At 47.9% G+C, this 24550-nt stretch carries 24 protein-coding genes; 12 read left to right on the top strand and 12 right to left on the bottom strand.

Going from position 1 to position 24550, the window contains the following annotated elements; all coding sequences use genetic code 11:
* Window positions 1-135: 135 nt before the first annotated feature.
* From F458_RS0111325 to mutS, 4 genes are all read right to left on the bottom strand, one after another.
* Entirely contained in the window at window positions 136-810 is a 675-nt protein-coding gene (locus F458_RS0111325; RefSeq protein ID WP_018983542.1) for a hypothetical protein, read from the bottom strand.
* 82 nt (window positions 811-892) lie between these two features.
* A complete protein-coding gene (eno, locus tag F458_RS0111320) occupies window positions 893-2185 on the bottom strand; it encodes a phosphopyruvate hydratase (protein ID WP_018983541.1) in 1293 nt (430 codons plus the stop codon).
* Between the two features lie 56 nt (window positions 2186-2241).
* Window positions 2242-3873: a CTP synthase gene (locus F458_RS0111315; protein ID WP_018983540.1), complete on the bottom strand. Its 1632-nt coding sequence runs from the start codon at window positions 3871-3873 to the stop codon at window positions 2242-2244.
* Between the two features lie 172 nt (window positions 3874-4045).
* A complete protein-coding gene (gene mutS, locus F458_RS0111305) occupies window positions 4046-6595 on the bottom strand; it encodes a DNA mismatch repair protein MutS (RefSeq protein ID WP_051085018.1) in 2550 nt (849 codons plus the stop codon).
* 118 nt (window positions 6596-6713) lie between these two features.
* Here mutS and F458_RS0111300 point away from each other — a divergent pair, with 118 nt between their 5' ends.
* Entirely contained in the window at window positions 6714-7244 is a 531-nt protein-coding gene (locus F458_RS0111300; protein WP_018983537.1) for a CinA family protein, read from the top strand.
* Window positions 7245-7391: 147 nt separating this feature from the next.
* Entirely contained in the window at window positions 7392-8426 is a 1035-nt protein-coding gene (recA, locus tag F458_RS0111295; protein ID WP_018983536.1) for a recombinase RecA, read from the top strand.
* 239 nt (window positions 8427-8665) lie between these two features.
* Here recA and F458_RS0111290 read toward each other — a convergent pair whose 3' ends face one another.
* Window positions 8666-8977 carry an EscU/YscU/HrcU family type III secretion system export apparatus switch protein gene (locus F458_RS0111290; RefSeq protein ID WP_018983535.1) on the bottom strand — a complete coding sequence of 104 codons (312 nt, stop codon included), beginning with the start codon at window positions 8975-8977 and terminating at the stop codon, window positions 8666-8668.
* Window positions 8974-10815, bottom strand: coding sequence for a hypothetical protein (locus F458_RS0111285; protein WP_156824226.1), 1842 nt, complete (start codon window positions 10813-10815; stop codon window positions 8974-8976). Before F458_RS0111285 ends, F458_RS0111290 begins: the two co-directional genes overlap by 4 nt.
* A 150-nt stretch (window positions 10816-10965) precedes the next feature.
* Between F458_RS0111285 and ccmA the strand changes: the two genes are divergently transcribed.
* The 10 genes from ccmA to F458_RS0111235 are packed head-to-tail and all read left to right on the top strand — an operon-like array spanning window position 10966 to window position 18763.
* On the top strand, window positions 10966-11586 hold the full coding sequence (gene ccmA, locus F458_RS0111280; protein ID WP_018983533.1) for a cytochrome c biogenesis heme-transporting ATPase CcmA: 621 nt from the start codon (window positions 10966-10968) through the stop codon (window positions 11584-11586).
* Complete coding sequence (gene ccmB / locus F458_RS0111275; RefSeq protein ID WP_018983532.1) at window positions 11583-12251, top strand: heme exporter protein CcmB; 669 nt, start codon at window positions 11583-11585, stop codon at window positions 12249-12251. The genes ccmA and ccmB overlap by 4 nt, the downstream gene beginning before the upstream one ends.
* Window positions 12251-13009 carry a heme ABC transporter permease gene (locus F458_RS0111270; RefSeq protein WP_018983531.1) on the top strand — a complete coding sequence of 253 codons (759 nt, stop codon included), beginning with the start codon at window positions 12251-12253 and terminating at the stop codon, window positions 13007-13009. Before ccmB ends, F458_RS0111270 begins: the two co-directional genes overlap by 1 nt.
* Window positions 12999-13241 carry a heme exporter protein CcmD gene (ccmD, locus tag F458_RS19420; RefSeq protein ID WP_018983530.1) on the top strand — a complete coding sequence of 81 codons (243 nt, stop codon included), beginning with the start codon at window positions 12999-13001 and terminating at the stop codon, window positions 13239-13241. Before F458_RS0111270 ends, ccmD begins: the two co-directional genes overlap by 11 nt.
* A complete protein-coding gene (gene ccmE / locus F458_RS0111260) occupies window positions 13225-13695 on the top strand; it encodes a cytochrome c maturation protein CcmE (protein WP_018983529.1) in 471 nt (156 codons plus the stop codon). Before ccmD ends, ccmE begins: the two co-directional genes overlap by 17 nt.
* A complete protein-coding gene (locus F458_RS19415; protein ID WP_018983528.1) occupies window positions 13692-15686 on the top strand; it encodes a heme lyase CcmF/NrfE family subunit in 1995 nt (664 codons plus the stop codon). Before ccmE ends, F458_RS19415 begins: the two co-directional genes overlap by 4 nt.
* Entirely contained in the window at window positions 15683-16279 is a 597-nt protein-coding gene (locus F458_RS0111250) for a redoxin family protein (RefSeq protein ID WP_018983527.1), read from the top strand. Before F458_RS19415 ends, F458_RS0111250 begins: the two co-directional genes overlap by 4 nt.
* The gene (locus F458_RS0111245) at window positions 16276-16725 is read left to right on the top strand and encodes a cytochrome c-type biogenesis protein (protein ID WP_018983526.1); all 450 of its coding nucleotides are present in this window, start codon (window positions 16276-16278) and stop codon (window positions 16723-16725) included. Before F458_RS0111250 ends, F458_RS0111245 begins: the two co-directional genes overlap by 4 nt.
* Window positions 16722-17960, top strand: a complete 1239-nt coding sequence (ccmI, locus tag F458_RS0111240; protein ID WP_018983525.1) for a c-type cytochrome biogenesis protein CcmI — start codon at window positions 16722-16724, stop codon at window positions 17958-17960. Before F458_RS0111245 ends, ccmI begins: the two co-directional genes overlap by 4 nt.
* Complete coding sequence (locus F458_RS0111235) at window positions 17960-18763, top strand: MlaA family lipoprotein (RefSeq protein ID WP_018983524.1); 804 nt, start codon at window positions 17960-17962, stop codon at window positions 18761-18763. The genes ccmI and F458_RS0111235 overlap by 1 nt, the downstream gene beginning before the upstream one ends.
* A gap of 65 nt (window positions 18764-18828) precedes the next feature.
* On the opposite strand, the gene galE is transcribed toward F458_RS0111235, so the two are convergent.
* The 6 genes from galE to F458_RS0111205 all read right to left on the bottom strand — a co-directional run bounded on the left by galE (window position 18829) and on the right by F458_RS0111205 (window position 24549).
* On the bottom strand, window positions 18829-19851 hold the full coding sequence (gene galE, locus F458_RS0111230) for a UDP-glucose 4-epimerase GalE (RefSeq protein WP_018983523.1): 1023 nt from the start codon (window positions 19849-19851) through the stop codon (window positions 18829-18831).
* Window positions 19851-20162, bottom strand: coding sequence for a DUF6170 family protein (locus F458_RS0111225; protein ID WP_026294633.1), 312 nt, complete (start codon window positions 20160-20162; stop codon window positions 19851-19853). The genes galE and F458_RS0111225 overlap by 1 nt, the downstream gene beginning before the upstream one ends.
* Before the next feature lie 97 nt (window positions 20163-20259).
* Window positions 20260-21786, bottom strand: coding sequence for a peptide MFS transporter (locus F458_RS0111220; protein WP_026294632.1), 1527 nt, complete (start codon window positions 21784-21786; stop codon window positions 20260-20262).
* A gap of 196 nt (window positions 21787-21982) precedes the next feature.
* Complete coding sequence (locus tag F458_RS0111215) at window positions 21983-23101, bottom strand: hypothetical protein (protein WP_018983520.1); 1119 nt, start codon at window positions 23099-23101, stop codon at window positions 21983-21985.
* 3 nt (window positions 23102-23104) lie between these two features.
* Complete coding sequence (locus tag F458_RS0111210) at window positions 23105-23773, bottom strand: ABC transporter ATP-binding protein (RefSeq protein ID WP_018983519.1); 669 nt, start codon at window positions 23771-23773, stop codon at window positions 23105-23107.
* On the bottom strand, window positions 23770-24549 hold the full coding sequence (locus F458_RS0111205) for an ABC transporter permease (RefSeq protein ID WP_018983518.1): 780 nt from the start codon (window positions 24547-24549) through the stop codon (window positions 23770-23772). Before F458_RS0111205 ends, F458_RS0111210 begins: the two co-directional genes overlap by 4 nt.
* Between the last annotated feature and the right edge of the window lies 1 nt (window position 24550).

Below are 24550 nucleotides of genomic sequence, written 5' to 3'. Positions count from 1 at the left end.
TAATCTGAATTTTTTGCCTGACCAGAATGTGTTCATCAATGTAACCAGTCGGCCAGGCAAGGTCAACCTTTGTTTACATTAATCGCTAGTATAATTTTTTAATATCGGTTGATTTGTTCGAAAAAGCATGATTGGTCAGTCCAGTTCCGCATTTACCGGACGACGAAAATATTTCCAGTCTAATGTCGTGGCTAACAAAAGTTCGCGTAACGTCAGCGTGCGAGGGCTCATTTTGCCGCGATGATTCCATCTGTGGCCGCAACAAGCCGCTGTAACTAATGCCTTAGTCGGTTTTATCACGCGTAGCGATGAGTATTCTGTAGAGCCATCTTTTGCGTCGCCCTGAAATGTAAACCAGCGATATTTGTTGACGTGTACCAACCCTTCATTCATGAGGACACGATCGATGGAGTCCAGTTCGATATGCACAGCATCATAATTTGCGACCAGCACGCAGGTCACCAGTCCCGGGGTGGCGTACTGTTTCAGCCACGTCTGGGTGTCCTGTTCTGTGACTTTACTGGCGGGGCATTTACCGGGTTGCTTAGCCAGCCATGCTGCATTATGGCTATCCAGAGTTAATGGTGGTTTTTGTCGCGCCATAAAATGTGCAGCCCGCCGGATATGATGTGAAAGACCACGTATTTTTTGCTGCGTCAGACGTTTATCATCAGGCAGTGACAGGGCCAAATTAAGCAGTTCGCGCTCATAAAGTGCGGTGCAAATTTCGGCAAAGTGGGCGGGGGTGGTATCCAGCTCATTGCGCTGAACAAAAAAGTTTGTCTGGTTGGAGTCCAAGCCTGAGGCCATAGATGTGCAGGTAGTGGTAAGTGATAGGCTTAACCTAACAGGAAGTAGGGCCGGTCGCTACTGCGCCGGCCCTAAAAAGTCTTTACTGGCCTTTAATTTCTGAACGGCCGCGGTATGTTGCAGCGCTACCCAGTGCTTCTTCGATACGCAGTAACTGGTTGTACTTAGCAACACGGTCTGAACGGCACAGGGAGCCTGTTTTAATTTGGCCAGCAGCGGTGCCAACAGCCAAATCGGCAATGGTGGAATCTTCAGTTTCGCCAGAACGGTGTGAGATAACCGCTGTGAAACCGGCATCTTTTGCCATTTTGATTGCATTGAGGGTCTCAGTCAAAGAGCCAATCTGATTGAATTTGATCAAAATGGAATTGCCGATGTTGTTCTCAATGCCGCGCTGCAGGATTTTGGTATTGGTAACAAATAAATCATCGCCAACCAGCTGCACCTTGCTGCCAATTTTGTTGGTCAGGCTGGCCCAGCCATCCCAGTCGCTTTCATCCAGGCCGTCTTCGATGGAAACGATAGGGTACTGGTTCGCCAATTCTGCAAGATAGTCACCGAAGCCTTCAGCATCAAAACTTTTATCTTCGCCAGACAGGACATATTTTCCGTCTTTGTAAAATTCTGACGCCGCACAGTCTAGTGCCAGAGTAACGTCTTCATTCATCTTGTAACCGGCTTTTTCTACCGCCTCAACGATGACCGCAAGGGCTTCTGCATTAGAACTCAAATTAGGGGCAAAACCACCTTCATCGCCCACAGCGGTGCTCAGGCCTTTAGCTGAAAGTACTTTTTTTAGATTATGGAAAATTTCAGCGCCCATACGCAGTGCTTCTTTAAAGCTTGCCGCGCCGACTGGCTGAACCATGAACTCCTGAATATCAACATTGTTATCCGCGTGCTCGCCGCCGTTGATGATGTTCATCATTGGCACCGGCATGGAGTATTCTCCCGGTGTGCCGTTTAAGTCTGCGATATGTTCATAAAGTGCCACGCCTTTTTCCGCTGCAGCTGCTTTGGCAACTGCCAGCGACACAGCCAGAATCGCATTGGCACCAAGCTTTTCTTTATTTTCCGTACCGTCAAGATCCAGCATCAGATTATCGATTTCTTTTTGGACCATTGGATCTTTATCGATAAGAGCTGGCGCAATAACATCGTTAATTGCTGCCACGGCCTGCGTTACACCTTTACCCATGTAACGAGATTTATCGCCATCGCGAAGTTCCAGTGCTTCACGAGAGCCGGTTGAAGCACCGGAGGGTGCGGCAGCGCGACCCATCACGCCACTTTCAAGATAAACGTCTGCTTCTACCGTGGGGTTACCGCGAGAATCCAAAATCTCGCGTCCAATTACGCGATTAATCTTCGCCATGCTATTTCCTCAACGTTGGCGGAGTGCCAATTCACTGTGCACTCCTTAATTAGAAATTAATGATTTTCTTTTTGATATTTGCCCGCTGCCGCTACAAATCCTTTAAATAGCGGATGACCGTCCCGGGGCGTAGACGTAAATTCCGGGTGGAACTGACTGGCTACGAACCAAGGATGGTCAGGGATCTCGATAACTTCTACAAGTCGTTTGTCAGTGGACAAACCACTGACCATCAATCCCGACTGTTCAATTTTGTCTCTGAGATTGTTATTCACCTCATACCGGTGGCGGTGGCGTTCATAAATTGTGTCACTGCCATACATGCCATGAACTTTGGTATCCGGAATCAGATGACATAACTGGCTGCCTAAACGCATAGTACCACCCAAATCAGATTCTTCAGTACGCACTTCAGTGCTGCCGTCAGCATCCAGCCATTCAGTGATCAAGCCGACCACAGGGTAGGGAGTATCCTGATTAAATTCAGTACTGTTGGCATTTTCCATCCCGGCAACATGGCGGGCAAATTCAATTAGCGCTACCTGCATACCCAGACAAATACCCAGATACGGCACGTTATTTTCCCGGGCATACCGGGCAGCAGTAATCTTGCCTTCAATACCACGTTCGCCAAAGCCACCCGGAACCAGAATCGCATCAAGTGGCTCAAGCAGCTGCACACCCTTGGTTTCAATATCCTGCGAATCTATATGATGAATATTCACCGTGAGCCGATTCTTCAGTCCGGCATGTTTTAATGCTTCATTGACCGATTTATAAGCATCCGGTAATTCCACATACTTCCCGATCATGCCGATATTCACTTCACCGGTCGGGTTAGACTCTGCATATAGTACCTGTTCCCATTCGGTCAGATCGGCTTCTTTACAGTCAAGCCTGAAACGATCAACAACCAGCTGGTCCATACCCTGGGCTTTTAGTGCAGCCGGAATACGATAAATGCTATCCACATCTTTTAATGAAATTACCGCTTTGTCAGCAACGTTAGTAAACAATGCAATCTTGGAGCGTTCAGTAGCCGGCAGTGAACCTACGGAGCGGCACACCAGAATGTCTGGCTGAATACCGATTGAGCGAAGCTCTTTCACCGAATGCTGAGTGGGCTTGGTTTTGACTTCTCCCGAGGCGGGCATGTAGGGCACCAACGTTAAGTGCATGTACATTGCTCGCTCCCGTCCGACTTCTGTACCTAGCTGACGGATAGCTTCTAAAAAGGGTTGCGACTCGATATCACCCACCGTTCCGCCAACTTCCACAATGGCAACGTCATGGCCTTCGGCACCTTCAATCACACGTCGTTTTATCTCATTGGTGATATGCGGAATGACCTGAATAGTTGCTCCCAGGTAGTCACCGCGACGTTCACGACGCAGCACCTCTTCATAGACCCGTCCGGTGGTGAAGTTATTGCGTTTGGTCATACGCGTGCGAATGAATCTTTCGTAGTGACCTAAATCCAGATCGGTTTCAGCGCCATCATCGGTAACAAAAACCTCACCGTGCTGAATTGGGCTCATTGTTCCTGGATCGACATTTATGTAAGGATCCAGTTTTAGCATTGTGACGGTAAGACCACGCGCTTCCAGGATAGCTGCCAGCGACGCTGCAGCAATACCTTTACCTAGCGATGATACAACACCACCTGTGACGAAAATATAGTTTGTCATGCGAAACCTAAGGCGTTGGATTGTATGGGTAATGAGTGTTTGCGGCGCAAATCCACAACACTTGGACGGCGCAATAGTATACCCAAAGACGGGCTGGCAAACAATCTGTTTGCCAGCCCGCAGGCGGCTTTATTTATGGTAAGTAAAAAGGAGCATCCGGCGACGGCACGGTTCAGCTGTTTTGCAGGCGTTTAAGGGTGTAAAGTAAATCCAGTGCCTGACGGGGAGTCAGTTCATCCGGCTCTATTGCGGCCAGCGCCTGAGCGATATCATCCGGCGCTTTTTCCGGCTCAGGTTCCAGATCCAGCGATGCTTGTGTGGCGGCGCCTGGTTGCGGTATCTCGGCGACTACATCATTACTGCTTTCCAGTTCTTTGAGCTTCACTTTAGCAGCATGAATAACCGTTTTGGGTACACCGGCCAGCATGGCTACCTGCAAACCATAACTTCGACTGGCTGCGCCGGCCTCTACAGTATGCATAAAACGGATTGCTTCATCATGTTCCACGGCGTCCAGATGCACATTTACCACACCCGGCAGATGTGTTGGAAGCTGTGTCAGCTCAAAATAGTGGGTGGCAAACAATGTATATGCCTGAATTTTGCTAGCCAGAAAATGGGCACAGGCCCACGCCAGAGAAAGCCCGTCATAAGTACTTGTGCCCCGACCTATTTCATCCATTAAAACCAGTGAGTGCTCTGTGGCATTATGCAGGATATTGGCTGTTTCAGTCATCTCCACCATGAAGGTGGAACGGCCGGAAGCCAGATCATCTGAAGCGCCGATTCGGGTAAAGATACGGTCCACTTTACCGATCTGCGCATTTTGTGCCGGCACGAAGCTACCAATATACGCCATCAGCACAATAAGCGCGGTCTGGCGCATGTAGGTCGACTTTCCGCCCATATTGGGGCCGGTGATCACCAGCATACTTTGATCGTTGGTTAAGGTCAGCGGATTGGCGATAAAGGGGTCGCTCATAACACTTTCGACGACCGGGTGACGCCCTGCTTCATAACTGATGCCACGGGCTTCAGTGAAAACCGGGCGATACAGCTCCAGTGCCTCAGCACGCTCTGCCAATGCCTGAATGACGTCGAGTTTTGCCAGGGCCGCAGCGGAATTAATTAATGCATTGAGGTAGGGATGGAAATGGTCAAATAAGCTTTCATATAATTGTTTTTCCAAAGCCAGCGCGCGACTTTGACTGGTCAGGACCTTATCTTCGTGCTCTTTAAGTTCAGGCGTAATGTAGCGTTCAGTATTTTTCAGGGTTTGCCGGCGAATATACTCTGCCGGGGCCTGTGCACTCTGGGCGCGACTGATTTCAATAAAGAAACCGTGCACCCGATTATAGCCAACCTTGAGCGTACTGATCCCCGTTCTATCCCGTTCCCGGGACTCCATCGCCTGCAGATAATCCGATGCCCCCTGAGATAAATCTCTCAGCTCATCCAGTTCCTGATTATACCCGGAAGCAATAACGCCGCCATCGCGAATCACCACGGGAGGATTATCCACAATAGCGTTATTGAGCAGCGCCTGAAGGTCATCAAAAGTGCCAATTTCATCAATCAGGGTGTTGAGTAGCGCACTGTTGAACGGCTTAAGGGCTTCGCGCAGCGCAGGCAGTGCATTGAATGCATTTCGAAGCCGGGCAAAATCTCTGGGGCGGGCAGAGCGAAGTGCCAGCCGCGCCATAATGCGTTCAATATCCCCTATTTGCTTTAACTGTTCAGCAATATCATTATCAGGCGCTGAAAGTAGTGCCGCTATGGCATCCTGACGGCTATTAAGTTCGTGACGGTCTGTAATGGGCGAGTGCAGATAACGCTGGAGCATACGACTGCCCATTGCTGTGGCAGTGGTATCGAGCACACTAAACAGAGTATGTTCCTGATTACCGCCCATGTTTTGCGTAATTTCAAGATTGCGCCGGGTGGCGGCGTCCAGCTGTACTCGGGTCTCCTGGGCATCTTTTTGAATTGCCGTAATGTGTGGCAAAGCGGTACGCTGAGTATCTTTGACGTACTGCAAAACGCAGCCGGCACTGCCCAACCCCTGTTTGAGATCATCGACACCAAAGCCCTTAAGAGCCCGGGTATTAAACTGGCTGTTTAGCTGATCAACGGCAGTATCGTGGTCAAATTCCCATTCCGGACGCCGTCGAATGCCTTTTCGCTTTTCTATCAAGGCAATACCTGAAAAGCCTTCCGGATAAAGCAGTTCAGCAGGGTTAACACGTTGCAGTTCAGCCAGTAGCGCTTCATCACCCAGATATTCGGCAACCACAAAGCGGCCGCTGCTGACATCCAGCGTCGCCAGACCATATAGCTCAGCGGTGCCGCTTACCGCAGCCAGCACATTATCCCGGCGTTCTTCCAATAAGGCTTCATCGGTCACCGTACCAGGCGTTACAATCCGCTGTACTTGTCTTTCTACCGGGCCTTTACTGGTAGCGGGATCGCCTACCTGTTCACAAATCGCTACGGATTCGCCCATTTTGACCAGTCTGGCCAGATAGTTTTCCACGGCATGAAACGGGACGCCGGCCATCGGGATTGGGTCGCCACCTGATTTGCCGCGGGCTGTAAGTGATATATCCAGCAGCTGGGCTGCGCGCCGGGCATCATCATAGAACAATTCGTAGAAATCGCCCATGCGATAAAAAAGAAGAATATTAGGATGCTGCGCCTTTATATTAAGATATTGGCGCATCATTGGCGTATGTGATTCCAAAAGTGCCTCGATAATAACGTTTACTGCTGTACCAAAGATGTGCTGTTGCTGCTGAAATGGTACACTGACAACAAACAAAATATTGCTATGTATTATTGATATGGGTCAGACTTTTTCAACCGTTTCTGTGGCCTCGCAAAGCCAGCAGATCATAACACGAATTGGTCAGCTGTTAACTGCTAACGGGCTTACGATAAGCTGCGCAGAGTCGTGTACCGGAGGCGGGCTGGCGTTTGCGTTTACCTCAGTTGCCGGCAGCTCTAACTGGTTCGAACAATCTTTTGTAACCTATTCCAATACGGCCAAACAAACCTTGCTTGGGGTGGAGGCGTCGGTATTACTTAATGACGGCGCTGTGTCCCAGCGTTGCGTGGAAGCGATGGTTCAGGGCATTGCGAAGCGCACCGGCGCGAATGTGGGCGTAAGTATTAGCGGTATCGCCGGCCCCGGCGGCGGCAGTGAGGCTAAGCCAGTGGGCACGGTCTGGTTCGGCTTTTATCTGTCGGACCAGATTGTTACGGTTAAACAGATTTTTGACGGCGACAGGGATTCCGTGCGCAGTCAGGCTGTCGCATTTGCGTTGCAATACCTGCACGACTGGCTAGTTGAAAATTATCAGGAAGCTTTGTAGCGTAAAGAAAATTCGTACGGGCACTTGAAACTGTATGGTTATACAGTATAAAATGCCCGCAATTAATCAGTCATAGCGTGGTAGCGCCAGTGGGCCCGTCGGTTCATGCGTAGATCAAGCCACTGCTACACTTCAGAGGAAGTACTTGTGGACGATAACAAATCTAAAGCGCTAACAGCCGCTCTTGGCCAGATTGAAAAGCAGTTTGGTAAAGGTGCAATCATGCGACTGGGCGACAACCAGACAATGGATATCGAAGCGGTTTCAACCGGCTCGTTAAGTATTGATATTGCGCTGGGCATAGGGGGATTACCGTGTGGCCGGGTTGTCGAAATTTATGGGCCGGAGTCCTCGGGTAAGACCACCCTGACATTGCAGGTTATTGCTGAGGCGCAGAAAAAAGGCAAAACCTGTGCGTTTGTGGATGCTGAGCATGCCCTTGACCCTATTTATGCTGAAAAACTAGGTGTCGATATCGATGATTTACTGGTATCTCAACCAGATACCGGTGAGCAGGCGCTGGAGATTTGCGACATGCTAGTGCGCTCAGGCGCTGTTGATGTGGTCGTGGTTGACTCTGTTGCCGCGCTGACGCCAAAAGCTGAAATTGAAGGCGAGATGGGCGATTCTCATGTTGGTTTACAGGCGCGATTGATGTCTCAGGCACTGCGCAAACTGACTGCGAATATCAAACGTTCGAACACCATGTGCATTTTTATCAACCAGATTCGTATGAAAATTGGTGTGATGTTCGGTAATCCTGAAACAACAACCGGTGGTAATGCACTAAAATTCTACTCTTCTGTTCGTCTGGATATTCGCCGCATCGGCGCAGTGAAAGAAGGTGATGAAGTTGTCGGAAATGAAACCCGTGTGAAGGTGGTGAAAAACAAAGTTGCTCCACCGTTCAAGCAGGCTGAATTTATGATTCGTTATGGCGAAGGCATCAGCAAGGAAGCCGAATTGATTGATTTGGGTGTAAAACAGAAGCTGGTGGATAAAGCCGGCGCGTGGTACAGCTACAAAGGTGATCGAATCGGGCAGGGCAAAGCCAATGTTATTAATTTCCTGAAAGAACACAAAGAGATTGCTAACGAAATTGAAGCTAAAATTCGAGAAGAGTTGTTGGATAAAAAGCCGAAAGTAGAGGCTACTGAAGGCGAGTCTGAAGATACCTTGTAGGTGTACTGATAGCTAAACAGGCATTAAGCAGTAATAAGATAAACCCGCCATCTGGAGCAATTCGTTGAGGCGGGTTTTTTGTTTGTCTGTAACAATGATGTACGCTCATCAAATAGTTATATGTTTTGAAATTTATCAAAAGTGTTAGGAGCTATCGTGTCTGATGCAGGTATTGAAAGCGTAACGCACAACGCTGCACTGACGTACAAAAGACCAAAAAGATTGAAAAGCAGGTTTGCTTAAACCCGGTCACTGATGTGAGGGAGCGAACTGGCCCAGCTTTGCGGGACCTTGCCCTGTAACACGTACGCGTAGGCAATAAGCTCTGCAATGGTGTAATACATGGCTTCAGGTATATCCTGTCCGATATCCAGTTGCGAAAGGACTTCCATCAGGGCTGGATCTTCATGAATCAGTATGCCGTGATCCTGCGCCAGTCTGACTATCTCCTCAGCAAGATCGCCATGACCTTTTGCTATGACTTTAGGGGTCTCGGATTTTGTCGAGCCATTATATTTAAGTCCTACAGCGGATCGGAAAGACTTTTTCATACTGTTACCTCAAAAAACTGGTAGGGTGACGTTCGTAAACTGTCTGGTATTTTTCCCTGCTGCGTTGAGGTAGCACGCACAACCATCCCAAGGCTGGTGAGTCGCTCGATTAGCAAAGGCAGTGTGCGATTGATCGATTCTAACAGTGATTGATTAGAGGCATAGAGGTCAAGACTGATTGTGTTTTCAGTAATTTTGCTTTTAGCCAGCAACTCGCCGTTATTACCGATGTCTAGCTTCATAGCCAGCGACCATTTGCGTTCAGCACAGGACGCACCAGGATCAGCTTCATCCTTATTATCTTCGCGTTTGATCAAGACTTCAGATTCTCTGTTAACAAAATCACTACGGACAGGGAGACAGAAATAGAGCTGATCCAGCCCCTGATTTCGAGCTTCAATGTTAGACAAAACAGCGGACTGATGATTTGCCAGCAAAGTTTTAATCGGCGTCAACAGATCAAATTGTTTGTTCAGAGAGGCCAGTTCTGAAGCAACTCTGGGTTTTGCTTCCATTGCCGGTTTGGCTGCACCCTTGTCGATTACCTGTTGGGTAAGCTCCTCTGTTTTTAGGAAGTGGCTCGGTGGCTTACCAGGCGAGCGGCCCGCGAGGACTAACTGAAACAGTGTAACCAGGCTACTACTGAAGGAATCTGAGATGACAGGGCTGTTGATCACTGTTGGCGTGATTGGCAGCGACGCACTGTGGACAAGCCGGGCTACCTGCTCTTTAGTGGGGGTGGAAATCTTCGATGAAGATGCAGTTGCATCAGATGCCGGTCCGGCAATGTTGGCAGAGATTGCATCAAGTGTAGTCCGGGCAGCGCCCGAAACCTGAGCCTGACTAAATATTTCCAAGAGATGTTTCAAAGCCTGATTGGTCGACCCGGTATGGGCCAGAAGATTTTTCGCCAAATTCTTCACTGTCCCATGCACATCAACGCTTTTGGTATGTCCAGTCAAAACTGCAGAACTTTCTGATTTATCTATAAGCCGGGAGGCAATCATCGGTGCAGAAGCGGTCTCTGTAATCAGCGATGCAGGCAGCGCTGGCAATTTTGCCAGAAGTGAAGCCGGTGGTCGTATCTTGGCCAACGGTTGGTGGTAAGCAGTTACCATTGAGACAGTGCTGGCATGAGCATTTATCCGTGCTGCTGATGCACCGCTTACCTCTGTAGTAAGTTTAAGGGACCGAGCGAGCGCCTCAGGAATACCTGACAGCTGCAGCCCCTTTGCACGCATTGCATATAAGGAAGCAGCTGTTGCCACCTGATTAAATTCAGCCTTGTTTAACGATATTGTCATAACTGGCTTACCTTGCCGGGCAACAATCACGCTGGCCTGTTTGGTATCAAGAAGGGCAGAAAATGCCCCATTAGCGGATGGTTTGCTTGACTGAGTTATCGGTAATGCGATTGATAGGGGAGTATGGGCAATATTGAGTTTGGTATCGCCATTGGATGCTCGGGCCACAGTAGTAGACAAGCCCATGGTATGAGGCAACGCCTGGGCGGCGAGTTTGGGAATCAACCCCGCTATTGTCTGCGGCGTTTGTTTTAGCGAAAAGGTAGTATCGGATCGACGTGAAAAGCTGTTTAAAATTACCGCAGTCTGGTCGGTGGAACGTGCTACCCATACTTCCCCTGCAGATAGACCAGAACGCTGCTCCCGGCCCGGCTGCAAAAGCAGCTGCTGGTCTGCCACTTGCAGACTTAGCTGGCCCGCCGCGAGCTGCAGCGTCGCGTTGGTTTTCCCATTCTGGCGCGCTACGCCGTTTGAGTCAGGGTTACCGATGGCCACGGTTTGCGCAGCATTTTTTAAAAATACAGTGTCAATCATATGTATGTTATCGACAAATTTATTCAAGGTATTAACGCTGGATGTTATTTGTATGAGAAAAAAGCATCATTTCACCCCATTTTTTAGCCACATTGATGTGGTAGACTGACAGTTAAATAATAGCTAACTGACGAATACGGAAGATTTTCTTTGTCAGCACTTGTTGCAACTGAACTATCCTGTACCAAACGCGATAGAGTATTATTTGAGTCTCTTTCGGTCACGCTGAAGCCGGGGCACTGGCTTCATGTAAGAGGCCCTAACGGTGCTGGAAAAACCAGCTTGCTGAGGATACTTGCTGGTTTGAGTCAACCTGACTCAGGTCAGGTCCAATGGAACAATCATAGCCTGGATAACCGGTATGCGGCGGCACTGGTCTATCACAGTCACAAACCGGGCCTTAGCAGCAGTATTAATGCGCTGGATAATCTGAAATTCTGGTGTGCCCAGCATAATATCACAGTCAGTGATGACACTATTTTTGATATTCTGGCTCATCTGGCGTTGGTTGGTATGGAGGATGTGCCTGTCCGTTTGCTTTCTGCAGGTCAGCAGCGCCGCGTCGCACTGGCCAGACTATGGCTAAAACCTGCCTCAGTCTGGATTCTGGATGAACCCTTCACGGCGCTGGACACCTTCGGGATAAAAATTATCGAGGCGCGCTGTCAGTGGTTTGTGAAACAGGGTGGCGCGATAATTATGACCTCTCACCAGCCGCTAAACGGGGCGTCTGAGACAATCCGGTTTCTGGATATGGAGTTTAAGCTTTGAGCCGGCTATATCAGGGTGTATTCAAACGGGATATGACGCTCGCGTTTCATCAAAAAGGCGAATTGTTTCAACCCGTGATATTTTTGCTCATAGTCGTTTGCTTGTTCCCCCTTGGTGTCGGGCCTGGCCCGGAAATGTTGCAACGCATTAGCCCAGGAGTAATTTGGATTGCTGCTATTTTATCTGGCTTATTGGGTATGGAGCGGCTGTTCAAAGATGATTTTCTTGACGGCACACTTGAGCAGCTAACATTAAGTGGTTTGCCTTTATATGCTATCGCACTGTCGAAAGTCGCTACGCATTGGCTGGTAAGCTTTCTGCCGATTATTTTTCTGTCACCACTTCTGGGCATGTTTTTGAATATGAACCTGGCTATGTACCAGGCGCTGATTATTACATTATTATTAGGAACGCCACTGCTTTCATTGGTAGGCGCCATTGCCACGGCGTTAACCGTGGGCTTGCACAGAGCGAGTTTACTGGTCTCGCTGCTGCTTTTACCGGTTTTCATACCGTTATTGATTTTTGCCACCTCTGCGGTAGAGTCTGCGGCCATGCAGTTACCTTATAGTCCACAACTTGCTATTATAGCGGCTATGACCTGTCTGGCATTAGCCAGTGCACCGTTTGCTATTTCGTATGCATTGAAAGTGAGTCAGCACTGATGTGGAAGTGGTTACACCCCTACGCCAAAACAGAGAAAGCCTTTGGCTTATGTAATACCCTGCAACCCTGGTTTGCAGGCACTTTTTTCCTGCTCTTTATTACCGGCAGTGTGTGGGGGCTGTTGTTTGCACCGGCCGATTATCAGCAAGGTGATTCTTTTCGAATTATTTATTTCCATGTACCCAGCGCTATGCTTTCGATGAGTGCTTATGTTGCGATGGCCATTGCGGCGTTGGTAGGTATTGTGTGGCAGTGGCGGACAGCCTTTATGACTATGATCGCGATAGCGCCGGTTGGCGCAGTGATGACATTTATAGCCCTGTTCACTGGCGCTGCCTGGGGCAAGCCTATGTGGGGGGCCTGGTGGGTGTGGGATGCCCGGCTTACCTCCGAGCTGATACTTTTATTTCTGTACTGTGGTGTTATTGCCCTTTACCACGCGTTTGATGATAAGCAGCAGGCCGGCAAAGCTGCTGCAGTGATGGCCTTGGTGGGCGTGGTAAATGTACCTATTATTCATTTTTCTGTGGAGTGGTGGAATACCTTGCACCAAGGCGCCACAATTACAAAATTTGATAAACCTTCCATTGCGCCGGCGATGTTGTGGCCTTTGCTGTTAAATATTCTCGCGTTTGCCAGTTTTATTGGCTGGGTGACAGTATTACGACTCAAAAACGAAATTCTCAGAAGAGAAATTCATCGTCCCTGGGTGAAAGCGGTACTTAGCGAAAAACGAGAGGGTGCTAATGCAGTTTGATTCTTTAAGCGACTTTCTTGCAATGGGCGGGTATGGCTTCTACGTCTGGCTTTCAGTGGGCGTATGTATGGCTGCGCTGGTGTTTCTGGTACTTTTGACGCTCACAGATAAAAAGCGATTGATTAAGCAAATTAAACATGAGACTGCCCGCCAACAACGTATGCAAAAAGCCAGGCAGTCCTTTGCAACTTCCCAGCATCAACACGGTATCTCCAATGAATCCCAGACGTAAACAACGGCTGCTCGTCGTTTCAGCAGTCGTTCTGCTGGTGGGTGGCGCTATTGCACTCATGCTATATGCCTTAAACGATAACATTGACCTGTTCTACACCCCTTCTGAAATTATTGAGGGTAAAAAGGGCGAGAAACCGCAGGTGGGTCAGCGTCTGCGAATTGGTGGCATGGTTGTACCTGGCACGGTTGAGCGAGATAATCAGACTCTGCAAGTTGCCTTTGACCTGGTTGATACCGGACCGCCGGTGACAGTGCTGTATAATGGTATTCTGCCCGATCTTTTCAGAGAAGGTCAGGGCATCGTTGCTACGGGGGTGTTAGTCGAGGCCACCACAATAAAAGCGCAGGAGGTACTGGCAAAACATGATGAAGAGTATATGCCCCCTGAGCTGGCTGAAAAGATGAAAGGTATTCGACATGTGAAACCCGAAAACGCAGGGGGTGGTACGTGATACCAGAGTTAGGAAATATCGCACTGACACTTGCTCTGGTCAGTGCCATTCTGCTGGCTGTGTTTCCTTTGTGGGGCGCGCAAACGAATCAGTCAGGTCTTATTGCTACCGCCCGCCCCCTTGCGCTCGGCATGTTTACCTTTACGCTTATCGCATTCGTGTGCTTATCGTATGCATTTGCCACCGATGATTTTTCGCTCAGCTATGTAGCACAAAATTCAAATACGCAGTTACCGATGCAATACAAGCTGACGGCGGTCTGGGGCGGCCACGAGGGCTCATTTCTATTATGGGTTCTGATGTTGTCTTTATGGACGGTAGCGGTGGCCATTTTCAGTGGCAGCATCCCCCAGGAGATGGTGGCACGGGTTCTGGCGGTACTAGGCATGGTCTCCGTTGGTTTTTACCTGTTTATGCTGCTTACCTCCAACCCGTTTCAAAGTATGTTGCCGTTTGTGCCGGTGGATGGTCAGGATCTCAATCCGTTATTACAGGATTTTGGCATGATCATTCATCCGCCAATGCTATATATGGGCTATGTTGGATTTTCCGTGGCTTTCGCATTCGCCGGGGCCGCCCTTATTGCCGGTAAGCTGGACTCTACCTGGGCACGCTGGTCCCGGCCATGGGTACAGGCAGCCTGGTGTTTTTTAACAATCGGTATTTGCCTGGGCAGCTGGTGGGCATATTACGAACTCGGCTGGGGTGGCTGGTGGTTCTGGGATCCGGTTGAAAATGCTTCCTTTATGCCATGGCTGGCCGGCACGGCGTTAATGCACTCGCTGGCGGTCACAGAAAAAAGAAAGGTGTTCAAGTCCTGGACAGTACTATTAGCGATTGGCGCTTTTTCGTTGAGTCTGTTGGGCACATTTTTGGTGCGTTCCGGCGTAATTGTTTCGGTGCACTCTTTTGCCAGTGACCCCACTCGCGGGCTGTTTATCCTCGGTATCCTGGTGGTGCTATCAGGCGGTGCGTTACTCTTATTCGCGTTACGGGCGGCATCTTTAAACAGTGTAGGGCGCTATCAAACCGTATCTCGAGAAGTTATGTTAATGGGAAATAACATTTTGCTCTGTGCAGCCACACTGGTGGTGTTGCTGGGAACATTGCTGCCCCTGGTACATAAGGAGCTTGGCTTAGGCGCTATCTCTATTGGTGCGCCATTTTTTAATAAAATGTTTGTTTATCTGATAGTTCCCTTCGTATTCTTGCTGTGTATCGGACCTCTGTCACGCTGGAAGCAGCAGTCGGTTAAAGCCCTCGCCCGCCAGCTGATAACTGCATTTTGCATTTCACTGGTCGCTGCGCTGCTTATTTTCTTTTCATACTCTGAACAAGCCTACATGGCGGTTCTCGGACTTACTTTATCATTTTGGATTTTAGTGGCATCGGTACTGGAGGTATGGCAACGAATCGGTGCCATGGACAGTCAGTACAGTATCGCTAAACGCCTGCGCATGCTAACACGAAGTCACTGGGGAATGATTCTGGGGCACGTTGGCTTTGCTGTTACCCTCATCGGGATCACCCTGGTTTCTAACTATGAGCAGGAACGCGATGTGCGCATGTTGCCTGGTGAGCAGATTACGCTAAGTGACTATACGTTCGTGTTTAATGGTGTGAGCAAAACACAGGGCCCTAACTATGAATCGGACGTAGGGCATTTCTCTGTATATCGAAGTGGTGAGAAATTAACCACAATGATGCCGGAGAAGCGCATCTATACGGTGCAGCGAATGCCTATGACAGAAGCAGCTATTCATACTACGATTTCTCGCGATTTGTTTATTGCACTGGGTGAGCCGCTGGACGATGGTGCCTGGGCGGTCAGAGTTTACATCAAACCTTTTGTTACCTGGATTTGGGGTGGTGGTGCCATTATGGCATTAGGCGGTGTATGTGCGCTTAGTGATCGGCGCTATCGAATGTCTACATTGGCCAAATTTAAAAAAGCCAGCCCGTTGTCTTCTGCAACCGGAGAACATGCATGAAAAAGACCTGGCTTGTTGTCATCCCAGTGGTGTTATTTTCTCTGATAGCCGGTTTCTTATACCTTGGGCTATTTTCTGATCCTCGCGAGCTGGATTCTCAGATCACCGGGCGGCCGTTGCCGAGCTTTACTCTGCCAGATCTTATGGAACCAGAAAAACAGTACACGCCTGAGTCCTTAGCCGGAGAAGTGACAATCTTAAATGTCTGGGGGGTTTGGTGTGTCACATGCGCCGTAGAAATGCCTTATTTGACCCAACTCAAAGAAGAAAAAGGGGTGAAGTTTGTAGGGCTGTATTTTGACCAGGATTTAGATCCTGACAATGGCACTAAAACGCTGAATCGCGTTCAGCAGGAAGTCAGCGCACTGCTTAGTCGCTATGGAAATCCTTACGCATTCAATATTTTCGATACTTATCGGGATACATCTTTGGATTTGGGAGTAACTGGTGCACCGGAGCACTTTGTAATAGATAAAAAAGGTATCGTTCGTATGCATCATGTGGGCGATATTAATGAGCGGGTGTGGAGAAATAAAATAGAACCTTTGTATCGCAAGCTTACGCAAGGATCAGCCACGGGAGCTGACTCATGATACGCATCTTACTGCTTATTTTTCTATGTATTAGTACAGTCAGTGCGTTAGCCGCTCAGGACAGTTATGCTTTTGAGTCAGTAGAACGACAGACACGTTTTAACAATTTAACTGAAGTATTGCGGTGTCCGATGTGCCAGAACCAGAATATCGCTGATTCTGATGCCATGATCTCCCACGATATGCGACGTAAGGTTTACCAGTTATTGCAGGATGGCAAAACGGATCAGGAAGTTATTGATTATATGAAGGCCCGGTATGGGGATTTTGTCTATTATGAGCCTCCTGTTACTGCGGGTACTATTTGGCTTTGGATTCTGCCTGCACTATTTGCATTAATTGCAACAGTAGTGGTTCTCAAGCGTCGTAAACCCAAGCCCGATACTGATATGGCTGCAAAACTTGTTCGTGCGGATGAGATTCTGCAAAAGGACAAGTCCTCATGAGCTGGTCAGTTTTTCACTTATTTAGCGCTGGCATGCTTACCTTTCTAATCATGCTAGTGGTGTTGCCTTTCTGGTGGCAGCGAGCGACCTTAAGCAAAGCGCGGGCAACCAACGTGGCGTTAATCAGACAGCGACTGGAAGAATTATCCCGGGAAGCCTCTGAGGGGCTGATAAGTGAACGTGATCAGCGCCAGGCAAGTGATGAGCTCAAATTGGCACTGGTTGATGAATACAGCGAAAACGAGCAGAAAAATGCGCCGGTAAAAGTTGGTCTGATAATTCTGTTCGCGGTATTTGCGTTTATAGTGGGTGGATATGTTTACCTAAATGTTAACCAGTTGGAGGGGGTGCAGCGACAGCAAGATGCGGTAAGCGCATTGCCTGAATTATCTGCACAACTGGCTAAGGGCGAAGCTGCTGGTTTTACCACAAAAGACGTGCAAAATCTGGCTATTGCTATTCGTCATCGCTTGCGCCAGGAACCTGCTGATGCAAAAGGGTGGATGTTTTTGGGGCGGCTGAATTCGTCGCTGGGCAGAGAGGACCAGGCACTACAAGCTTTAGAAAAAGCATTTTCGATCAGCGACGATGTTGAAATTGCCAGTAGTTATGTCCGGGCACTGTTGGCCACCGGACAACGGCCACAAATTGCGCGGGCGCAGCGAATTTTGCAGCAATTGATAATAAAGTACCCCCAGATAAATGACTATTCTTTGATGATGGCGGTGGCATCTGCCCAGCTTGGCGATTTGCGCGCGACGCGGGCAGCATTTGAAACTGTCCGTGCTCTGTTGCCTGAAGACAATACGTTAAGACAGGATTTGGAGCAAAGGATCCAGCAAATGGAGAACCCGTCCGGGCAATCAAATGAAAGTGAGTCCCTTGCAACAGTCGCAGTAGCTGTCAAACTGGGTCAGAACATAAATTCCCAAGACTTACCAGAAAACGGGTTTTTGATCGTATTTGCACAAAGTAAAACAAGGGAAAACCGAATGCCGGCAGCAGTCGTAAAACTGCCGTTACCTGAATTTCCGGTAACGGTTATATTGTCAGACGAAAATGCCATGGTAGCCGGATATACATTAAGCATGCTGAAAGAGGCACAGTTGGTTGCGAGAATTTCGGCAGATGAAGATGTATCAGCCGCAGCCGGTGACTTGGAAGGACGTTTGAACGTGTCCTTGAATCCGGGCAACTCTGCCCAATACACAATAACGATTGATAAGGAACTTTAGTGAAATCAGTAAAACATGCCATGCTTATCGGCCTTATGCTGGCCTCGGGCATTATCACTGGCTGTGCTTCAAACAGTACACACGAGCAGACAGCTCAGTCTGATCCGGCCAATATCTCTGAACCCCGGGATCCACTGGAAAGCGTAAACCGAGTGATGTGGACGCTGAACTGGGACTATCTTGATAAGTATTTGATTCGCCCTGTTACCGTTGGCTATGTCACCGTAATGCCACAGTTTGTGCGCACCGGGTTAGTGAATGCTACTAATAATCTGGAGGAACCGGCGAACTTCCTAAATAACATGCTGCAAGGTGACCTCAATGAAGGTATGGATAGCCTAGGGCGATTTTTTATTAATAGTACAGTGGGTTTGCTGGGAACCATTGATGTAGCCAGCAAGATGGGCATAGAAAGACAACGTGAACGATTTGGGGAAACACTCGCTGTGTGGGGCGTGAAAACCGGCCCCTTTTTGATGTTGCCAGTGTTGGGCCCTTCTGATCCGCGCACATTCAGTGGGCGAGTGGCTGATGGTTATACCTATCCGAATACCATTTTAAATACCAATTTTAATATCGCGACAATAGTGATCTCGTTGCTGGAGGGCAGGGCGGCTCTGCTTGATCAGGAGCAACAGTTGGAGCAGTCGTTCGATCAATACTCATTTGTCAAAAATGCGTATTTTCAAAATCTTAAGTTCAGAGTGTCCGATGGGGAAGTGGGGACAGATCAGATCAACGTAGAAGAACAGGAAGAAAATTTCGATGATTTTGAGTCTTTGCTGGGCGAAGGCGATAACTAGGCATTAACTGATGATAAAAAAAACCCGGCAAATTGCCGGGTTTTTTGTTGTTACTTGTTGTCTTGTTATCTTTCGCTGTAACCCTGAGGATTGGCCGATTGCCATTTCCAAACATCGCGACACATTTCATCAAGCCCCAGCTCTGCGTGCCAGTTGAGTTCTTTCGCAGCAAGTGTGGGGTCGGCGTAACAGGCAGCAACATCTCCTTCCCGTCGTGGCGCTATTTTGTAATTGATTGTTTGCCCAGAGGCATTTTCAAACGCTTTTATCATCTCTAAAACAGAATAACCCTGGCCGGTACCCAGATTATAAATATCCAGCCCCATATTCAGTGAAATGCGGTCCAGCGCTTTTAAATGGCCATTTGCCAAATCTACAACGTGAATATAATCCCTTACACCAGTGCCGTCCTGTGTGTTGTAGTCATCGCCAAAGACGCTCAACTGCTCCAGCTTACCGGTGGCCACCTGAGAAATAAACGGCATCAGGTTATTAGGAATACCATTAGGATCTTCACCAATCTTACCGGACTCATGTGCTCCAACAGGGTTGAAGTAACGCAATAACACGATATTCCATTGTGGATCGGACTTGTGTAAATCGGTTAGCACGTGCTCTACCATGAGCTTTGACATGCCGTAAGGGTTTGTGGGCTGACCAGTAGACATATTTTCTTTAAGAGGCAGGGCGGCAGGGTCACCATAAACCGTGGCAGAAGAGCTGAAAACCAGGTTCTTAACATCGTGCTGACGCATGACGTTGCACAGCGTCAACGTGCCGTAGACGTTGTTTTCGTAATACTCAAGGGGCTTTTGCACCGACTCACCGACAGCTTTAAGACCGGCAAAGTGTATAACTGCGTCAATATCATGTTCACTGAACACCGTATTTAATAATTTAGTGTCCCGAATGTCGCCCTGTATGAAGGTCAGAGATTTTCCGGCCAGTGATTCAACCCGACGCAATGACTCGGCACTGGCATTGACCAGATTATCTAAAACAACCACCTTAAAGCCATTTTCCAGTAACTGCAGTGAGGTATGGCTGCCAATATAACCGGCGCCGCCGGTAACCAGAATAGTGTTCATCATTGCTCCTTAGATGACGATATAGTGTCAGGCTGCTGTATGTATTTTGCACTTAGCGAATACTGCAGCGGTTTTACCACTAAGGGATACAGCAGAAAGACCAGAAAAGCCCACACCAATGACGTCCAGTCCGTTGCGGTGCGTAAAATCAGTATAAATACCGGTACAATAACCAGAAGTTTCAGCACATTCAAAAGGGTTTTTTCCGGAACGCTCATACGCTTACCGGCTGCTTCAAGCATGGTCATACGTTCTTTTATTGAGCGCCCCTCAAGGCCGGGAATGTCTTTCGTGAAAAAATAAAGCTTCATAGTTAACCTGTTTAAGTAAAAAAGCCGCCACATCTGGGTGTGGCGGCTCATACTGTTTTCTGCCAGTCAGTGGTGTCAAGCACCCACTGACAACCTGTTAGCCCTGTTGAGAAACAGGATGGGGCTCTTCTTCGTGTTTCTTGTCTGCCAGTGCTTCCCAGTGACGCGTCTTTAAAGAAAGCAGCAAAACCACAATGCCAATAGCAATACTAAATAATGTAATCTGCATATACAAATCAGGCATTGTTTCTAAGCGATCCGGGTTGAAGTTACCTGCCAGCAGACCAGCAATAACATTACCGATAGAATAGGTGAGTACAAACACTCCCATCATCTGCCCGGCAAAACGCTTGGGCGACAACTTGCTCACTGCGCTCAAGGCTACCGGACTAAGACAAAGCTCGCCCACAGTATGTAAAAAGTAAGTTGTGATGAGCCAGTAAGGCGCTACTTTCAAACCGCTTGCTGCAAGTTGCGCTGCAAAGAACATGACAATAAAGCCACTGGCCATAATGATAAGGCCTATTGCACACTTCGCACCGTATGACGGATCCATCATGCGCTTACCAAGATTCACCCACAACGCAGCGAAAAAAGGTGAAAGAATGATAATAAAAAACGAGTTTGCAGACTGGAACCAGGCTGGCGGAATTGAGAATGCACCAATCATGCGGTCGGTATAATCACGACCAAACAGGTTAAGCGATGAGCCAGCTTGTTCAAACCCTGCCCAGAAACACGCCGATGCTATGCAAATGAGAAAGAGTGCACCCATGCGTTTTTTCTCGGCTTCGCTCAGGTTACCCATAAAGAAAATACCGAAAAAGTAAATCAGGAAGATAACGGTAAACGCAATTGCCACATCCTGCGCCAGCGAGACAGGGTCAATGATTAAAACGCCCATGGTTGTGGCGGTGGTTACGCCGATTAGCACTAACAGGAAAAGCACAATGCCTGACCAACCCAGCTTGTGAATCCGAGGTGTCAGATCAGTGGCCGGCTCATCACCATTTCCAGCAAGTCGGCCCTGAGTGACTTTATACTGAACCAAGCCAATCGCCATACCTACGGCCGCTGCGCCGAAGGCCCAGTGGTAACCCATATTAGGGGCAAGCCAGCCGCACACCGCATAACCTATCAGTGAGCCTAGGTTGATACCCATATAATAAATAGTAAAGCCACCATCACGGCGGGCATCATTATCAGAATACAGCCCCCCGACCATGGCACTGATGTTTGGTTTAAGCAAACCAGTGCCCAGAACCACCAGAATTAAGCCAATAAAGAAAGTACTATGGCTGGGAATTGCAAGCACAATGTGCCCGCACATAATAATTATGCCGCCATACCAGACAGCGCGCTGGCTGCCAATAAGGCGGTCAGCTATCCACCCGCCAGGCAAGCCCATAAAGTAAACCGCGCCGGTGTAAAGACCATAAATAGCCGTGGCAGAAGCAACCGTAAACGCCAGCCCCTCTTCCTGCATGGATGCAGTCATAAAAAGAACCAAAAGCGCGCGCATCCCATAATAACTCATGCGCTCCCACATCTCTGTGAAAAATAGCGTTTGAAGCCCCCCTGGATGCCCAAAGAAGCTGTTATCGTTCGATTTCTTAGTTGTCACAATCAGATTCCGTATTTTTGTATTTGTAAGTTTTATAACGAAACGTAATTCGCAAGACGCGGTTTACGTGACTCGGAAGTTTAAAGAAGTAACGTCGTTATACTAAAGGCTGGGCCGTTACACAAGAGAAGACAGCCTGAAAACAACCCTCACGCGTTGGGTATGACGTGAGGATTCATTTACAGTAAATAGTTGCTTACAATTCCTTTATGGTTGCAACGACGATTCTGCCGATTCCATATACCAGAAACAAAATCACGCCAAATAGCGTCAGGTTATAAATCACCTGAGGATATTTATTGTCATCCGGTTGCGTAGGATTTTCTATGGTAACCAGGTGCTGGATTTTTTCATAGGCTTTGACCCGTGTGCTTTCTAGTGTCATCAATGAAGAAGAGTACGCCTGAATAGCCAGCTGAAGCTGGATTTGCAAGTTACTATACTGGGCCATTAGTTCTGTCATTGAAATATCGCTGTTTTCTGACACAGATGCATTATTTAAATCGCTTTTTTGCTGACTGACGGCATCCTGTAACGCTGATATCTGACGCTTAAGGTTCTTCATTTCCGGTGCCAGTTCACTCATCATACCCGACATCGTTCGCAGTTCTGCCTGCTTTTGTGCAAGGGTAGCTTCCAGTGAAAAGGCAATTTGCTGAGAAGCTGCACCTTCGGCGGTGGGATCAAGAACATTGTATTTTGACTGAAAGGCTAAAAGCTCTTCCTTAGCGCCCCGCAGCTTTTCTTCTACCAGTTTGTGTTCATCTTTAGCAAAACCCAGCTTGGATTTGGCCAGATTATTGTTGATCTGATTAATAAATGCTTCTGCGTGTTCGATAATGGCAGCATTCAGCACTTGAGCAAACTCACGATTAAATGCCTGTGTTTTCAGGGTAATTACTGCAGACTCGGAATCTACCGACACATCAATATGGTCAAGATAATACTGAAACATATCTTCTTTGCTGCTGCCCAGCGCTAGCCGACTGAAAAAATCAGCTGCCTCGGAATTGTACTGTGCAACCAAATCAAGCTCTTCCACCAGATAATCGAACATATCCCGAGATAATATAAAGGATTCCACCAAAATACTGTCTGTGGAAAGTGGTGCGTCGGTCACCGTAGACATAAGCATCGAAGTCGGGTCAAAGGAGTTACCACCATCTGAGGTTTTAATAATCATCTGGCTTTGACTTTCGTAACGCGGGGCAGCCCACGCTACCAAATAGAGCGCATAAATTACCCAGGCCGCGATAAAAAGCTTGGCGACATTCTGCGTAACTATCTTAAGCTTTTTTTGTGTTTTTTTAAGCACGAATCAATTACCTTTTTTAGATTCTGGGTTGGTATAGGCCTCGATCCCTTCTTCAAGATCGTCATAGTAGCTAAGCTTCCCCTTATCGATAAGCACTGCTGAATTGCAATACTCACGAATTTGGTCAAGCTCGTGGCTGACCATTATCACGCCACATTTCTGACTTTTTTCTTTTAGGGTCGCTTTAGCTTTTTTTCGAAATAATGGGTCACCGACTGAGGTTGCCTCATCAATAAGATAGACATCAAAATCGATATTCATGCAGCAGGCAAAAACTAATTTGGCGCGCATACCAGATGAGTAAGTTCTAACTGGCAGGTCAAACTTCTTACCTAATTCGGCAAATTCCTGCACGTATTTTTCATATTTACTGAGTGAGCGTACACTGTTAATTCTGCCAATAAACCGCGTATTTTCGCGCCCTGTCATCTGCGGGTGAATACCGGTCTGTAGTGCCACCGGCCAGGACATAGCACGGTTGGTAATAATACGCCCTCGATCGGGGTATTCACTTTTGGCAAGAAGACGAAACAACGTCGATTTACCCGCTCCATTTTTCCCTAAGATGGCTACGTTTTTTTCCGTTGGGAACGAAAAATTCAGATTTTTAAATATATATTGCGGACCAAGTCGGCTCGGATAACTTTTGGTTAAATTTTCAATACGTATCATCTGGCCAGCACCTTCTTCCACGTCAGATGATAAAGCGCAAGCCCGAAAAAAAGTAGAATGAGGGTTACAGATGTGACAAAACTCAGGCTGACTCCGGCGCTACCATAAGAGGTATAGGTGGCATAACGCGAAAGTTCAATAAAGTGGACCATAGGGTTCCAGGTAAGATAAGGCCAGTACCTTTCCGGAACATCCTGCAGGCTGAAAAATACACAGGAGATAAAAAACATAGGACGTTGAATAAACATCTTTATTTTATCGATCTCTGGCAAATAGGTTGCCGCAATGCCGAATAGCAAAGCAACGGCCCCGCTAAATATCCATAGCAATATAAAGAGGTATATTAGTAATAGTGGATTATCCATTCGAACGTCGATATCCAGCAGATAGAGAGTCAATACCAGTAGTACCAAGGCCCCTACCTTTATTGAAAACTCCATCAACAATGCTGTAAGAACGGCAGCAATGGGTTGTACCTGACGAAAAGCAAACAACGGCTTATTTTTCTTTATCGCACCCGCAACTGGCCCCATAGATGTTAAAAAAGACTGGATATAAAGCATGCCTATTAACATGAATAACAAAATAGGCATGGAGTGTACTGTAGAGCCTGATATAAGACTACGGGCGTACGATAAGGCAAAAATGAACAAAAAGGGCTGAAAAAAAGCCCACCCTAATCCGAGTTTATCATTAAACTTGCTCTGCAGTTCCCGTAAAAACAACGCGAAAATCACGCGTCGCCAAGCTCCCAATTGCTCTTTAAACGTCACCATT

The organism is Salinimonas chungwhensis DSM 16280 (genome assembly GCF_000378185.1).
GTDB classification, from domain to species: domain Bacteria; phylum Pseudomonadota; class Gammaproteobacteria; order Enterobacterales; family Alteromonadaceae; genus Alteromonas; species Alteromonas chungwhensis.
The sequence above is the reverse complement of the archived record's forward strand: the minus strand, read 5'-3'. Positions and strand labels throughout refer to the sequence as shown.

Bases quoted from the DNA above. Each gene is read 5' to 3' on its own strand.
- F458_RS0111325 (WP_018983542.1), bottom strand. From the start codon at position 810: ATGGCCTCAGGCTTGGACTCCAACCAGACAAACTTTTTTGTTCAGCGC.
- eno (WP_018983541.1), bottom strand. From the start codon at position 2,185: ATGGCGAAGATTAATCGCGTAATTGGACGCGAGATTTTGGATTCTCGC.
- F458_RS0111315 (WP_018983540.1), bottom strand. From the start codon at position 3,873: ATGACAAACTATATTTTCGTCACAGGTGGTGTTGTATCATCGCTAGGT.
- mutS (WP_051085018.1), bottom strand. From the start codon at position 6,595: ATGATGCGCCAATATCTTAATATAAAGGCGCAGCATCCTAATATTCTT.
- F458_RS0111300 (WP_018983537.1), top strand. From the start codon at position 6,714: ATGGGTCAGACTTTTTCAACCGTTTCTGTGGCCTCGCAAAGCCAGCAG.
- F458_RS0111290 (WP_018983535.1), bottom strand. From the start codon at position 8,977: ATGAAAAAGTCTTTCCGATCCGCTGTAGGACTTAAATATAATGGCTCG.
- F458_RS0111285 (WP_156824226.1), bottom strand. From the start codon at position 10,815: ATGATTGACACTGTATTTTTAAAAAATGCTGCGCAAACCGTGGCCATC.
- F458_RS0111270 (WP_018983531.1), top strand. From the start codon at position 12,251: ATGTGGAAGTGGTTACACCCCTACGCCAAAACAGAGAAAGCCTTTGGC.
- ccmD (WP_018983530.1), top strand. From the start codon at position 12,999: ATGCAGTTTGATTCTTTAAGCGACTTTCTTGCAATGGGCGGGTATGGC.
- ccmE (WP_018983529.1), top strand. From the start codon at position 13,225: ATGAATCCCAGACGTAAACAACGGCTGCTCGTCGTTTCAGCAGTCGTT.
- F458_RS0111250 (WP_018983527.1), top strand. From the start codon at position 15,683: ATGAAAAAGACCTGGCTTGTTGTCATCCCAGTGGTGTTATTTTCTCTG.
- F458_RS0111245 (WP_018983526.1), top strand. From the start codon at position 16,276: ATGATACGCATCTTACTGCTTATTTTTCTATGTATTAGTACAGTCAGT.
- ccmI (WP_018983525.1), top strand. From the start codon at position 16,722: ATGAGCTGGTCAGTTTTTCACTTATTTAGCGCTGGCATGCTTACCTTT.
- galE (WP_018983523.1), bottom strand. From the start codon at position 19,851: ATGAACACTATTCTGGTTACCGGCGGCGCCGGTTATATTGGCAGCCAT.
- F458_RS0111225 (WP_026294633.1), bottom strand. From the start codon at position 20,162: ATGAAGCTTTATTTTTTCACGAAAGACATTCCCGGCCTTGAGGGGCGC.
- F458_RS0111210 (WP_018983519.1), bottom strand. From the start codon at position 23,773: ATGATACGTATTGAAAATTTAACCAAAAGTTATCCGAGCCGACTTGGT.
- F458_RS0111205 (WP_018983518.1), bottom strand. From the start codon at position 24,549: ATGGTGACGTTTAAAGAGCAATTGGGAGCTTGGCGACGCGTGATTTTC.